Genomic DNA, 13,576 nt, shown 5'->3' with positions numbered 1-13,576 from the left:
AATCCTAAAATTAGTACTTTTACCACACAAATTGTTACATTAATTTATATGTCAGTAGCTAAGAAAGAATACAAGCGAATCACTACCAAGACCCTGGTGGATATGAAGCAAAATAGGGAGAAGATCTCTATGCTTACAGCCTACGATTACACCATGGCCAAGATCGTAGACAGTGCAGGCGTAGATGTGATCCTGGTTGGCGATTCTGCCTCGAACGTTATGGCCGGGCATGAAACCACACTTCCCATAACCCTGGATCAGATGATCTATCACGCGTCTGCCGTAATACGAGCTGTGAAGCGAAGCTTGGTTGTGGTAGATATTCCCTTCGGAAGTTACCAGAGTGACCCTAAGGAAGCGCTGCGATCTGCTATACGCATCATGAAGGAAAGTGGAGCCCATGCTATTAAAATTGAAGGTGGCCGGGAAATCAAGGAGTCGGCTAAGCGAATTTTAAACGCAGGAATCCCGGTTATGGGGCACCTCGGACTCACACCACAATCGATCTATAAGTTTGGTACGTATACAGTAAGAGCCAAAGAAGACGAGGAAGCCGAAAAGTTAAAAGAAGATGCAAAGATCCTCGAAAAATGTGGTTGTTTTGCTATTGTTTTGGAGAAAGTACCTGCAAAATTAGCCGCGGAAGTGGCTTCCGAACTAACCATACCAATTATTGGGATTGGTGCCGGAGGAGGCGTGGATGGCCAGGTGCTGGTAACACACGATATGATTGGGATGACCCACGAGTTCAACCCCAGGTTCCTGAGAAGATACCTCGATCTTTATGCCGAAATGACCAAAGCCTTCACCCAGTATATCGACGATGTGAAAAGTAAGGATTTCCCAAACGAGGAAGAACAGTATTAACGCTAGGTCTATAGGTTGGTAATTCAGATTTAAAGGTTATCGAAACTCAAATCCATTATCTAACAATCTAAAATACAAGACCATCAATAAATTCAGCACAAAAGAAAATCTCCAGGTCCTCTATGAGGATAATCATTTATTGGTTGTAAACAAGAGGCCGGGTGATATTGTTCAGGGTGACAAGACCGGAGACAAACCCTTATCTGAAGTTGCTAAGGAGTATATCGCTTCAAAATACAATAAGCCGGGTGCCGTTTTCTTGGGAGTGGTTCACCGGCTGGATCGCCCCACCAGTGGTATTGTGGTTTTTGCCCGAACATCTAAGGCTTTATCGCGATTAAACAAATTATTTTCGGAAAGAGAAACAGAAAAAGTATACTGGGCTGTTGTGGAAAATGCCCCACCAAACACTCAGGAGAAGTTGGTTCATTTTATGAAAAGGAATCAGAAGCAAAATAAATCCTACGCCCATGAAAAAGAAGTCCCGGAGAGTAAAAAGGCTATACTAAGCTATAAGTTATTACGTAGCCTGGATAACTATTTTCTTCTGGAGGTGGAACTTGAAACCGGGAGACATCACCAGATCCGCTCTCAATTAGCTGCTATTGGTTGTTGTATAAAAGGAGATCTGAAATACGGTGCCAAACGCAGTAACAAAGACGGGAGCATCCACTTGCACGCCAGAAGTCTAACGTTTATACATCCGGTGAAAAAAGAAGAATTAACGATCACGGCGGCTCCGCCGCAAGATGCTATCTGGAATGCCTGCCTTAGATCTTTATGAGGTCGTTCTTAAGAGCGTAGATCACTAGCCCAACCCTATTCTTTATATGCAAACGGTTAAAAAGCTCCTGTCTGTAGCCATCGATGGTCTTCGGACTTAAACTCATTACATCTGCGATTTCCTTGTATGTCATTTCGGAACACGCAAGTTGTAAGAAGGTGAGTTCGTTCTCCTTGAACGGAACTTCTTCAGATTTGTTTGATGGCTGAATAGAGTGTAGTAACGTAGCCGCCACTTTCTCCGAATGATAATATCCTCTATCCATCACCTCTTCCAGGGCAATCTTTAGTCGGTCTGGATGTATATCTTTAAGTAAATATCCTTTTGCCCCTTTCTGAAGCATTTTAAGGATCACTTTTTCATCGTCTTCCATAGACAGAGCCAGCACTCTTATATCGGGGTGATTTTGGGTTAGCCATTCGGCCGTTTCAAAACCATCCATTACCGGCATGTTGATATCGAGGAGAATGACATTGGGTGGGGTGGGGTTAGCACGTAATTTTTGCTGAAGTTCTTTACCGTTACTGGCGTGATAGATCACGTGAAAACCCTCGAATGAATTAATGAGTTTTTCAAGAGAACCAGCGAGCAAAAGGTGATCGTCCACAATGGCGACAGTGTGTTTTTGCTGCTTCATGACTTTAAGGGATATACTAAGTTTAGTTTTGTTCCTTTACCAGGTTGGGATGCTAATTCGTAGCGCGCTCCAAGCAAATTAGCCCTACTCTTCATATTGTGCAGTCCCGAACTATCGCGATTTACAGACGTATCGAATCCTGTACCATCATCCTCCACAGTTATCTCCAGCTCCTTCTCGCGATAACATAAAAATACGAATAAAATATTGGCTTTTGCGTGTTTTATCACATTTGAAAAAAATTCCTGCAGGATTCTGAAGATAATGATCTCATCTTCACTTCTAATAAACTTTTCCTCTCCTTCTATCTTAAGCTCGGCATGCAAGAAATTAAGTCGGTTAAATCGTTCCAACTCGGTTCGCACAGATGCGATCAAGCCATTGTGTTGGATCACATCGGTATTTAGGGTCTTAGACAGTGCCCTAACCTCCTGAACCGTAGCAGTGACCACGTCCTTGGTTTCCTTTATCTGCGGACTGAATTCGGGCGAAACATTTGCCTGGAGCATATTCAGCTGAATATTTGCCACCGAAAGTAACTGCCCAACATTATCATGAAGTTCCCAGGCAATGTTCTTAAGGGTTTGTTCCTGAATTTCCAGTTGGGCATCTGTTAGCTCTTTTTCGAATTTTTGTTGTGTTTCGATCCGTTCCATTATTAATTTATCCTTTCTTCTTTGAAATGCAATAAAAAAAAGAATCACAAACACTATGAGCGCAAAGATTACAACAACAAAATAAAAAATTAATAAGAGCTCTTCTTTCTGCATACTATAAATCCAATAATGTAGATAAAGTACATCAAAATATTTGAAAAAAGGAGTGCCTTCACTCGAAAATCGACAAAATCAATATTCTCAACTTTAAAATATTTTGAGTACAATGCCAGTGGAGTCATACACAAATGAAAAAAGAATGTACCGATAGATATGTAAAAAGGTAAGTAATGTTTAAGATTAAAATGAGCCTCACTACGTAACAGCTGGAAATAAAAAAGACCAACGCTCACAAAAATGAGTAACGCTCCCATTAGTAAAGTATACTGTGCGAAGGTTGTAAAGTAGGCGTCACTAAAAATTAAATTTAAAATTGCCGTAACAAAGAAGAATATAACCAAGTATTTTAAAATAATCCTCCAAGTTTTTATTCTAATATATGATCGGAAATACAGAGGATAAAAACAATAGCTTAGAATTAAATATGGATTATATAACCAATTACTCTGGGCAAATTTTGTCCCTTCCACCCAAGTGAAGTACTTATAGTTAGAATAATAAGCTATGGGAGAATAAGAACCTATTATCTCAATAAAAACAGTTATCCATAAAAAAATTACCAGAATCTTTGTTGGAAGATGCTTTTTTCTACTTGAAAAGAAATAGTAGGTTCCAAAAAGTGCTGCCAACAACTCGAAGATGGTTATCGGCAGCGTATTTTCTATATAGTATGAAAAATCCAAATTTAATAGGCATTAGGTGGCCATCCACCCTGGCCCCAATTAAATGGATCCAGATCATAATTATTATCGGAGTCTGAATCTGTTCCTGTGGTGGGAGCCAGGAATACGGTTGCTTTGCTCTGAGAATCGGTTCCATAGGCTGCAAAGTATACACGTACACCAGGGTTGTTAATGCCCTCTTTTTCGGATCCGTCCTTCACATAATCCAAAAATTCCTGTAATTCGGCCACACTAAAAGTGAAATCGGACGTATCACCACCAGTAAAAAGTGTAAGTGAATTTCCGCGGGAATTATGCCAATTAGTATAAAGGGTTTTTGCTTCTTGAACTGAAATACATTTTTGAGGTTTAGCCATTGTTGAAAATTTTAAGGATTAAGTTTAAAAATACGCAATTCCTGACGCCAACAAAGCAATCTGTTCTAAAAACAGGAAAAATCCTATACAGATTTTAAGGGTTTTTCCTCCTACCTCAATCACTTCCATAGTTTACCTTTATAAGATGCTCAAAAGTGAGCAGGTGTAATTTCCTTTTGTACAGCGTTTTATAAAGCCATACTTTTATAGGAGCTTAAAAAACTAACCAATTTTTCTGTTATGCCCAATGATCAAAATCCCAAATCATTTTGGAAGAAAGCCGGCTTAATTCTCTCTAATGTGATCACTTATCTGTCCGGAGTTTTTGCTTCGGTAGTTAAATTTACCAAAGCTTCCATTTTAAGCCTCATCATTATCGTAATCGTCCTGTTACTACTTACAAAAATGGACCAGGCGTTCACCATGTTTGTAGACCTCATTGAAGTAAAAGGAATTAAATGGGGACTCTTCTTTTCCTTTTTTATGATCAATGCCCTCGCCCTGGCACTCTCGCATTATCCTATCTATAACTATTACGCCGCCAATCTCAATAACAGCTCGAAGTTTACAATCTGGGAGGAGCTTTATCCCTTTAAGGGAACCTGGCCTAAATTTCCGTTTAAATTTTATAAATTCTTTAAGGTCTTTATCTTCCATGAAAAAACCGGTGGCACCTATAAGAAGGATGACAGGGCACACTATCTACGATACTCCATTGGCCTGCTTATCCATGCTGTTTGGATCTTTTTCATCATTAAGACCTTTCTACCTAAATTCAATTTAACCGAAGCCCAGGCCACCACCACGATCTGGATATTCTGGGCCTTATGCTTTGTTCCGCTGCTGCATTATATTTATCTAAGAAGGGCCGTGAACAAAGCCAAAAAGGATTCTAATACAACCGGCATCTATAAAAGACTTGCTTACCGCTTTTCTCTTCTCCTCACGGTTACCTTCATTCTTGTGATCACGTGCCTGGTATACGATGCGATGTTTAGCAGGATAGGATTTTTTATCCTGGTTCTAACCTGTTATTTATTCATGTTTAATTACCTGTATTTCCGGTTACTGAGAACTAAACTGGCTGATATCACAGATATCCTGAAACAATCCGGGTTTAAACCGGTTCTTTGGGGAATGCAGCTTTTAAAGTACTTACTTTACCGCTCCGAACATTATTTGCTGCTATTTAGTTTCAATTTCCTGTTTTCGATCACCATTATTATATGGACTACCATTATGGCGCTTCAGGTTGGCGATCTTCCCAACGGCACCCCTATCTTACTCGCCTTTTTCTACGCCTATTATTTTATCATTGCCGCAATAGGGAAATTCTTTTTTGCCTATAATAAGATCCGCGAACAAAAGAGTAAAAAGAATACATTGCCGGACGGTCATTCTGTGCGCTTCAAAATACTATGTGTTTCGCTGTTTTTGATTTTGCTTTTATTTATTATTGGAATGTTTACCGAGACACATACTCATGAACTGGACCTCGTAAACCGTAACAATACCGAAGACATCACACAGGATGAGTTTTTATCGGCCGTTAGTAAGATGGACGGTAACAGCGTTTTTTTTATAGCCTCCCACGGAGGGGGATTGAAATCGAATGCCTGGACCTTACACGTCCTTGAAAAACTCCACGCCGAAACCCATGGTAAATTAATGGATCGCACTGTAGCACTTTCGGGAGCTTCGGGTGGATCCCTGGGTTTAGCCCTATATACAGGACTCTCTAAAGAGTTATCCGGAAATTTATCTTCGGATATGAAATTATTAAAATCGAGAATAGATAATATTTCTGAAGGCAATTATACCTCATCCGATCTCGCTTTTACCTTCGGACTCGATTCTTTCAGAAAACTATGGTTACTAAATGGAGATTACTCGCTTAGAGACCGCCCTTATTACGCCATGATGAAGTACCAAAATTATGTTGAAGATACCAGGCTCACGCAATTATCCAAGCAACCCTTCAGAAGTTTCTGGAAGGATGTTTACAAGAAACATGGCTACTTTCCATCTTTAATTATGAATACTGCTTCTACTACAGGTCGGAGAGGTATACTGTGGTCTGTAAAGGCCAATAAATTTGATAGTATTTTTCATTTTTCTGAAGATCTGGCCGAATTGGAAGCTTATAATGGAAATGGGAAGAATGCGATTCCGAAGACATTATCATATTACGAAGCTGTTTCTACCACAAACCGATTTCCTGTGTTTAGCCCGGCAGCAAAAATACCCGGCTATGGTCACTATATAGATGCCGGTGCTATTGACAATAGCGGTATGTTGGGATGTCTGGATCTATACCTCTATCTCCAGGCACAGAACAACTTTACATTTTTTCAGAATAAAAAAGTGGTTTTCATTGAAATCATAAATAGTAAAACACTCTATCTGGACGACCTCTTAAAACGAATCGAAAAGAACAGGATCGAGAAGGATGAGAACGAAACCGACAATATTATAGCCGATCTGCAAACTGCTCTGAATCTTGACAAGATCCCGGGATATGTAAGTGATTTTGTGGATGGATACAGTCAAATAGAACTTATCAAGATATTTATGCCGCACAAGGTAACTATTGGTGATGTTGAAGATTATCTCAATGGTAATATGAAGAATAAGGAGCAACGTATAGAATTAAACGAGAAGTTGATCGCTCATAATAATTATCTGGATAGCATCACCGAAGCCGGGCATGGCTCGGGCGATCGAAATAAGTTCTTCAAAAAGTGGCGGACCTATGAACCCACCTTATCCAGGCATTTAAGTGAAAGCAGCCTTCAATTTATCGAAGATGTGCTGGATCACGAACATATTTCCGAAAAGATGGAAAGAATAAAAACCCTGGTAGGTAATTAGAGTTTCTGTGATCCCCTACAGTTAAACTAGTTTAAAACGAACCTCTTCCCCTGGCCTTAACTGTGCTATTTGTTGGGTCGCTTTTTCATTTAAATGAAATATACGAGAATATCCTCCCGTTGTCTGCGCATCTTTCATGAGCACGAGCATTTTTCCCGAAGGGGTTAATTGCACTATCCCGGGCTGGACCGGAGCGGTCACGATCTCTTTAGCCGAGATTGGTTCAGTATGGTCTAATAAATACGCCATGCGGTTACTTTGAGGGGAGATCACGTAGGTTGCATCGGTGATCTTTAAACGAATAGCCGAAGACAAAGTATGAAATTCGGGGCCTTCTGTGACTGGGATCGTGCGGTACAGATCCATATCAGGCAGTTGTTCTCCCCAGCTTACTTCCTGTGAAGAGCTTTCAGATAAGGTAGAAATTTCGATTATATCTCCCTTTTTAAGTTTTTCCTCTCTGGTCAAGCCTTTAAAGTAGCTCCTGCTACCTAAAACGACGTTGGCAGTGATCCCGCCTTTTATTGCCAGGTATCCCCACACACCTTTATAGGCTTTACCCATTTCCAGCACGCTGTTAGAATTTACAAGTACTGCGCGATTGGGATTCATTTCCTTACCATCTAACATGATATTAAACGAGGCTCCTGTTACAGCTATGATCGCAGGTTTTGTGAAAAACAACTTCGGACCCGCATTGGCAAATTCCAATACAGCGCAATTGGGATCGTTGCCCAACAAAACATTACCCTTAACCGCCGAGGCTTCATCCATAAACCCACTTATAGGAACCCCGTATTTACGAAAGCCATATCGCCCCAGGTCCTGAATAGAACTGTACATTCCAGGATGTTGAACCTCAATCATGCGTATTGATTTCTAGAGAATAATTTCCCTGGGTTACTTGCATTACTATTTTATCGAATGTTGACCGATCGATCGCGCGAAACTTTACCAGATCCCCCGGCCGTAATAAAGAAGGAGGTTTCTCCAGGGCAGAGAAGAATTTAATGGGACTCCGCCCTATAATATTCCAACCTCCGGGAGATTCCATGGTGTAAACCCCCGTTTGTTTTCCCCCAATCCCTATGGAGCCTGCAGTTATCCTTGGACGAGGGTTGGAAAGTCGCGGTGTGAACAGCCGTGCGTCAAGCCCCGTTAAATATGGAAACCCGGGTAAGAACCCTATAAATTCTACCCGGTAGTTGCCATTAGAATGCAACTGAATTACTTCCTCACTTGTTAGCCCATTTTCGGAAGCGACTAAATCTATATCGGGTGCAAATTCTTTATCGTAACAAACCGGGAGATGTACCAGTCTCGTAGAACTTATGTTGTGACCTGGAATAATGTCAATTTCATTCAATTCAGCAATAAAAACCTTGACATCAACCCCCTTATTCAGATAAATTGCTAAAGAACGGTAAGAAGGTACTGTTTCCAGAACCACTTTCTGATACTGCTCTTCTATAAAATGGTCCATTTCAAGTATCTCACGCCGCTGATCTAAAGGAAGATCTTCCGGCCATTCAATGAGAATAGCATGATCACCAAAGTTATGTACCTTCCACTGCTTCATCTTACTTCTATCCCTTCTTTTCTTAGATTTTCTCTTATAAATTCCAGAATCTCCACAGATCGCGGTGTATCACTATGTATGCAATAAGTTTCTGAAACTACCGAAAGTTCCTTCCCCGAGCTACTTATCACCATTGCATCGCGTACCAATACTAAAAGTTGTTCCCAGGCTGCCTGGGGAGATGTAAGTACTGCCCCGGTTTCGCTTCTTGGCAAGAGTGCCCCGTCATCTCTATATCTTCGATCAATAAAGGCTTCGAATACCAAAGGGAGTAAATTTTCGGCTTTTCGATGCAATACGGAGCCATACAGGACGTATAAGTTAGGCCGAATACCTAAACTGGTGATTGCTTCCACCACAGCATCGGCTGTAGGCGCATCCTTGGCTGCATAATTGTATAAAGCTCCGTGTAACTTAATATGGTGAAGTTCGGCATTTTCTGTCTCACAAATGGCCAGAAATTGAAGTAACTGAAAATAAATAGCCTCTGTTAGTTCTTGCTTTGTAAGGGTTAGCAGTTTTCTTCCAAAATTATCCCGGTCTGGAAATGAAGGGTGCGCGCCTATTTTTACCTTATGCTGCAGTGCTAACTTAACTGTTTCACGCATGGTATCTTCGGTCCCAAAATGCCCTCCACAGGCTATGCTGCAAGACGAAATTAAGGGCATGATCTGCTCGTCCAGGCCAGTACCTTCGCCCATGTCGGCATTAATGTCTATTACATCTTTCATAGGCTGTTATACACTTTTATCAGACTCATAATACCCAGGAAAACAGAGGCAAGTAAAATGATCACTCCAAGTATATTCTGAAATTTACTATTGACGAAAGAACCTAAAACATTCTTCCTGTTAACGATCCACAGAAGAAATCCGGCAATTATAGGAAGTAGTAAGCCGTTTGCCACCTGGGCTACCCTAATCACTTCTATAGGGCTAAAACTGAGGGAAGAAAATATCACACCCAGTAAAAGTATTACTATCCACACGGCACGGAATTTTACCGATCTTAAGTTCGCCTCCCAACCAAAACATTCTCGAGCCACATAAGCGGCAGCCAAAGGAGCGGTGATAGCAGAAGTGATCCCGGCTGCAAATAGACCAATACTTAGTAAATAAACAGCATAATCCCCATATAGAGGTTCGAGTGCAATGGCAAGATCTGCAGCGTTAGAGATATCGGAAGTTGGTACTGCGGCTGCACAAACTATAATGGACAAAGATACCAGACCACCCAAAAGAATCGAAACATAGGTGTCCATTCTGGCAGCTTTTAAGTGGGTAGTACTCTCCCATTTCTCGCGTACCAGGGAAGCGTGTAAAAATAGATTATACGGCACGACCGTTGTCCCTACAAGTGCTATGATAGTTAACCAGCTTTCTTCCGGAAAGGTAGGAACGAATAAACGTTTTATTACTTCGGAAATGTCCGGCCTTGTTAATACGGCGGTAATTAAAAAAGAGACGCTCATTAACAACACCAGTGCGATTAGGAAGCGTTCGATCATCTTATAGTTTCCGAAGTACAACACTACAAATGCGATTACGCCTATAAGAAGGCTTAATGCATTTAGTTCTAAACCCGAAATGGAAACATAGTAGCTATCTAAAATGGATCCCAGACCCAGAACCCCACCACTTATATTGCCGGCCTCATAAGCGGCATTTCCTATTAATATTGCTGTAAGGATAAGCAGGATAGCGAGAGATCTAACGATAGGATTTTTTATTTCAGATTTGACGGTCGCTGCCAAGCCCTTGCCGTATACTATCCCGAGGCGAGCTGCCATCTCCTGTAAAACTATAGTTGCTACTATAGAAAGGACCATCGCCCATAATAAGGTGAACCCGAATTTCACACCTGCCAGGGTGCAGACAGTAACGGTACCCGGGCCAATGAACGCTGCGGCTACTAAGGTACCGGGTCCGATATTTTTAAAAAATCGTTTCAAACGAAGGAATAAAGTATGAATTTAAACAAAAAAGGGATACCGTGATGGTATCCCTTTTTATATTATCTGGAAGCGCTTACTGGGCTACTTCCTCTAATTTCACTTCTTCTCCTTCTTTATCCAGTAACATAACCTCATCGAAGTCCATATTCTTAAACTGAACATACTGGGTCGCGGCATCTCCTACTACAAGATATGCCATCCTGGATTCATCCAGATATTTATTGGCAAGCGTTTTATGCTGCTCCAGCGTCATATTGCGAATAACCGTCTCTTCATCGGCTATATAATTGGCCGGCAGATCATACATACTCATTTCCTGTAGCATGCCCAAAAGAGAGCCTTGAGTTTCGAAACGACGTGCATTCGACTTTATTAAAGCGTTCTTGGTGAATTCCAGATCATCTTCGCTAATTCCTTCTTTATATTTGGAAATTTGGTCCTTAAATATCTGAACCGATTCACCGGTGGTGTTTGTTCTTACACTGGAAGAAGCTTTGAAAGTTCCCGGGATCTTAGATCCACTGAAAGAAGTTCGGGCCCCATAGGTATAACCTTTTTCCTCTCTAAGGATTAAATTCACATTTCCGCTGAAAGATCCTCCCAATTTATAGTTCATCACTTCTACCGGGTAAAAATCGGGATGATTTCGCGCCAAACCTACATAACCAATATTGATCACAGACTGCTTGGCGTTAGGAATATCTACAAAATAAAGTGAAGCCTTATCCCTGTCGTTCTCGGCAGGGTATTCCGGAATAGTCACTTCCTTAGCTGCCCAGCCTTTTTCAAGAGAGGCCAGCTTATCCAATGCCGAATCTTTATCGATCTTCCCAACTACATGGAAAGTGCTTACTGAAGGCGAGAAATAGTTGTTGTAATATGCCTTCAGGTCGTCCATTTTAATAGCTTCAACAGATTCTACCGTTCCCGAGGTAGGATAGGCAAGAATATGATCTTCCCCGTATAAAAGTTTGTTGAACACTTTGTTCGCTACTGCATTAGGATTAGACTCTGAACGTTTTATATCGTTGATCGTTTTAGTCTTGATCCTGGTAAACTCTTCTTCGTCCCAGCGAGGTTCCAATAATATTTCCTCAACCAACGCCATGGTTTTTTCGAAATTTCGAACCAGGGTATTTCCACGAATTACGATAGATTCATTGGTGGTGTACATGTTTATATTGGCACCAAGCATTTCGATCTCCTCTTCAAGTTCTTCCGGAGTTTTATTGGCTGTACCTTCCATCATAATATCTGTCATAAGGTTAGCCACCCCGTTTTTATTCTTATCGTCCAGTAGATGCCCGCCTTCCATTACTAAGCTGAAATTCACTGTTGGGATCTCGTTTTGCTCTATACCGTAAACTTCCATCCCGTTGGCAAGTGTGGCTGTCCAGGAGCTTGGAATATTCAGTTTTGGAGCAGGGCCTTGAGCAGGCTCTGTCGATCTATCAATGAGCGACGGAGTTTTTACCACCTCTTCGTTAGCCTCTTCGATGGTTTTTACCACATTCTCCTTAATTTCTTCCTCAACTACCGGTGCTACTACCGAATTTTCGGCAATAAGCTCTGTTTGTCCCTTAGGAACAAAACTGGTAACTACAAAGGGCTTGTCTTTAATATACTTATTGTAAACCCGCATCACGTCTTCCTTGGTCACCTTCTTGATATTCTCAATGTCCTGCTCTATAAATCCGGGATCTCCGGCAAACACATTATACTGGGCCAACTGGAAGGATTTCCCTAACACACTACTAATCCCATTGTAGAATTGAGTTTCGAGTCCTGCTTTTATACGTTCCACATCGCGTTCTGTAACGCCATCTGTTTCAAATAAGGTCATCGCTTCTTTGATCCCGGCTTCTACTTCATCCAGATCCACCCCTTCATTGGCGGTTATGATAATATGAAATTCTCCGGCTATCTCCTGAGCGTTATGATAGGCAATGGTACGTGACGTAAGATCTTTTTCTTTTACAAGCACCTTGTATAAGGGTGCTTTCTTACCACTGGACAAAATTTCTGCAAGGAAATCAAGTGCATAAGCATCTTCTGTAAACTGCTGTAGCGTGGGCCAAACCATGTGCATTTGCGGTGCAGTAGCAAAATTATCTTCGTGATATAGTCGTTTTGTCTCGGCAATAGTCACAGGTTGAGGCTGCAGGGGTTCAACTTCCTGCCGTCTCTTTATCTCTCCAAAATACTTTTCGATAAGTGCCTTAGCATCGGCTTCTTCAAAATCACCCGCTAATACCAAAGTAGCATTATTAGGACCATAGAAACGGTCGTAGAATTCACGCACATCTTCTACGGTTGCATTTTGAAGATCTACTAATTCCCCAATTACCTGCCAGTTGTAGGGATGCCCTTCCGGGTAGATGTTTTTATCCAACACCCAATTGGTATGCCCATAAGGGTTATTATCTACACGTTGTCTTTTTTCATTCTGAACTACTTCCTGCTGATTGTAAAAGGCAGATTCGGTAACTGTGTTGATGAGATATCCCATCCTGTCACTTTCCAGCCACAATACCATTTCGAGTGCATTCTTAGGAACCACTTCATAGTATATGGTACCATCTTTCCAGGTTCCTCCGTTTAGAGTTCCTCCGGCATCCTGGATCTTTTTAAAGAACTGGTCCTGAGGTACGTTTTCCGATTCCTGGAATAACATATGTTCGAAGAGGTGAGCAAAGCCGGTCCTGCCGGTCTTCTCACGATTGGATCCAACCCCGTACTGAATTGCAACAGACACAATAGGATCACTTTTGTCCTGATGTAGGACTACGTCCAAACCGTTCTCCAATTCATATTTGGTGAATTCGATGGAGAGATTTGCGCTATCTTCAGCGTTTTCAGACTTGTCGCCACATGAAGCGACAATAGCCACGGTAAATAAACCCATGGCTATGAATTTTGTGAGTTTTTTAAAATACATTTTTTTGATTGTTTTATAGAATTTTTAAAGATACAATGGACACTTTATACTTAACATAAAAAAGTGTTAAATCAGTTAGTATTGTAACGGCCTTTCTCTCAATTCATTGTCATTTCAACCTAACTGATGAA

The 13,576-nt window shown here is 41.2% G+C and carries 11 protein-coding genes; 3 read left to right on the top strand and 8 right to left on the bottom strand.

The genetic code is table 11. The features are described 5' to 3' along the window. Nucleotides 1-48 precede the first annotated feature (48 nt). Nucleotides 49-867 carry a 3-methyl-2-oxobutanoate hydroxymethyltransferase gene (gene panB / locus C5O00_RS11335; protein ID WP_105216964.1) on the top strand — a complete coding sequence of 273 codons (819 nt, stop codon included), beginning with the start codon at nucleotides 49-51 and terminating at the stop codon, nucleotides 865-867. A 139-nt stretch (nucleotides 868-1,006) separates the two neighbouring features. Then, nucleotides 1,007-1,651, top strand: coding sequence for an RluA family pseudouridine synthase (locus C5O00_RS11330; RefSeq protein ID WP_394342087.1), 645 nt, complete (start codon nucleotides 1,007-1,009; stop codon nucleotides 1,649-1,651). On the opposite strand, the gene C5O00_RS11325 is transcribed toward C5O00_RS11330, so the two are convergent. The 3 genes from C5O00_RS11325 to C5O00_RS11310 form a co-directional block, all read right to left on the bottom strand. Further along, the gene (locus tag C5O00_RS11325; RefSeq protein ID WP_105216962.1) at nucleotides 1,638-2,288 is read right to left on the bottom strand and encodes a response regulator transcription factor; all 651 of its coding nucleotides are present in this window, start codon (nucleotides 2,286-2,288) and stop codon (nucleotides 1,638-1,640) included. The genes C5O00_RS11330 and C5O00_RS11325 overlap by 14 nt on opposite strands. Further along, nucleotides 2,285-2,944 carry a sensor histidine kinase gene (locus C5O00_RS11320; RefSeq protein WP_244592981.1) on the bottom strand — a complete coding sequence of 220 codons (660 nt, stop codon included), beginning with the start codon at nucleotides 2,942-2,944 and terminating at the stop codon, nucleotides 2,285-2,287. Before C5O00_RS11320 ends, C5O00_RS11325 begins: the two co-directional genes overlap by 4 nt. A gap of 805 nt (nucleotides 2,945-3,749) precedes the next feature. After that, on the bottom strand, nucleotides 3,750-4,103 hold the full coding sequence (locus C5O00_RS11310) for a hypothetical protein (RefSeq protein ID WP_105216959.1): 354 nt from the start codon (nucleotides 4,101-4,103) through the stop codon (nucleotides 3,750-3,752). 240 nt (nucleotides 4,104-4,343) lie between these two features. On the opposite strand from C5O00_RS11310, the gene C5O00_RS11305 reads away from it, so the two are divergent. After that, entirely contained in the window at nucleotides 4,344-6,974 is a 2,631-nt protein-coding gene (locus tag C5O00_RS11305; RefSeq protein WP_105216958.1) for a patatin-like phospholipase domain-containing protein, read from the top strand. A gap of 21 nt (nucleotides 6,975-6,995) precedes the next feature. Here C5O00_RS11305 and C5O00_RS11300 read toward each other — a convergent pair whose 3' ends face one another. From C5O00_RS11300 to C5O00_RS11280, 5 genes are all read right to left on the bottom strand, one after another. Continuing rightward, nucleotides 6,996-7,841 (bottom strand): 5-oxoprolinase subunit C family protein, encoded by an 846-nt coding sequence (locus C5O00_RS11300; protein ID WP_105216957.1) that lies wholly within the window; start codon nucleotides 7,839-7,841, stop codon nucleotides 6,996-6,998. Then, nucleotides 7,834-8,553, bottom strand: coding sequence for a 5-oxoprolinase subunit PxpB (gene pxpB, locus C5O00_RS11295; RefSeq protein ID WP_105216956.1), 720 nt, complete (start codon nucleotides 8,551-8,553; stop codon nucleotides 7,834-7,836). Before pxpB ends, C5O00_RS11300 begins: the two co-directional genes overlap by 8 nt. Continuing rightward, nucleotides 8,550-9,284: a 5-oxoprolinase subunit PxpA gene (gene pxpA, locus C5O00_RS11290; protein ID WP_105216955.1), complete on the bottom strand. Its 735-nt coding sequence runs from the start codon at nucleotides 9,282-9,284 to the stop codon at nucleotides 8,550-8,552. The genes pxpB and pxpA overlap by 4 nt, the downstream gene beginning before the upstream one ends. Beyond that, nucleotides 9,281-10,504, bottom strand: coding sequence for an Nramp family divalent metal transporter (locus C5O00_RS11285; RefSeq protein ID WP_105216954.1), 1,224 nt, complete (start codon nucleotides 10,502-10,504; stop codon nucleotides 9,281-9,283). Before C5O00_RS11285 ends, pxpA begins: the two co-directional genes overlap by 4 nt. Before the next feature lie 76 nt (nucleotides 10,505-10,580). After that, nucleotides 10,581-13,445, bottom strand: coding sequence for a M16 family metallopeptidase (locus C5O00_RS11280; protein WP_105216953.1), 2,865 nt, complete (start codon nucleotides 13,443-13,445; stop codon nucleotides 10,581-10,583). Between the last annotated feature and the right edge of the window lie 131 nt (nucleotides 13,446-13,576).

It is taken from the genome of Pukyongia salina (assembly GCF_002966125.1).
GTDB lineage: Bacteria > Bacteroidota > Bacteroidia > Flavobacteriales > Flavobacteriaceae > Pukyongia > Pukyongia salina.
Note: the sequence above shows the minus strand (reverse complement) of the source record. Positions and strands in the feature narration are given on the sequence as shown.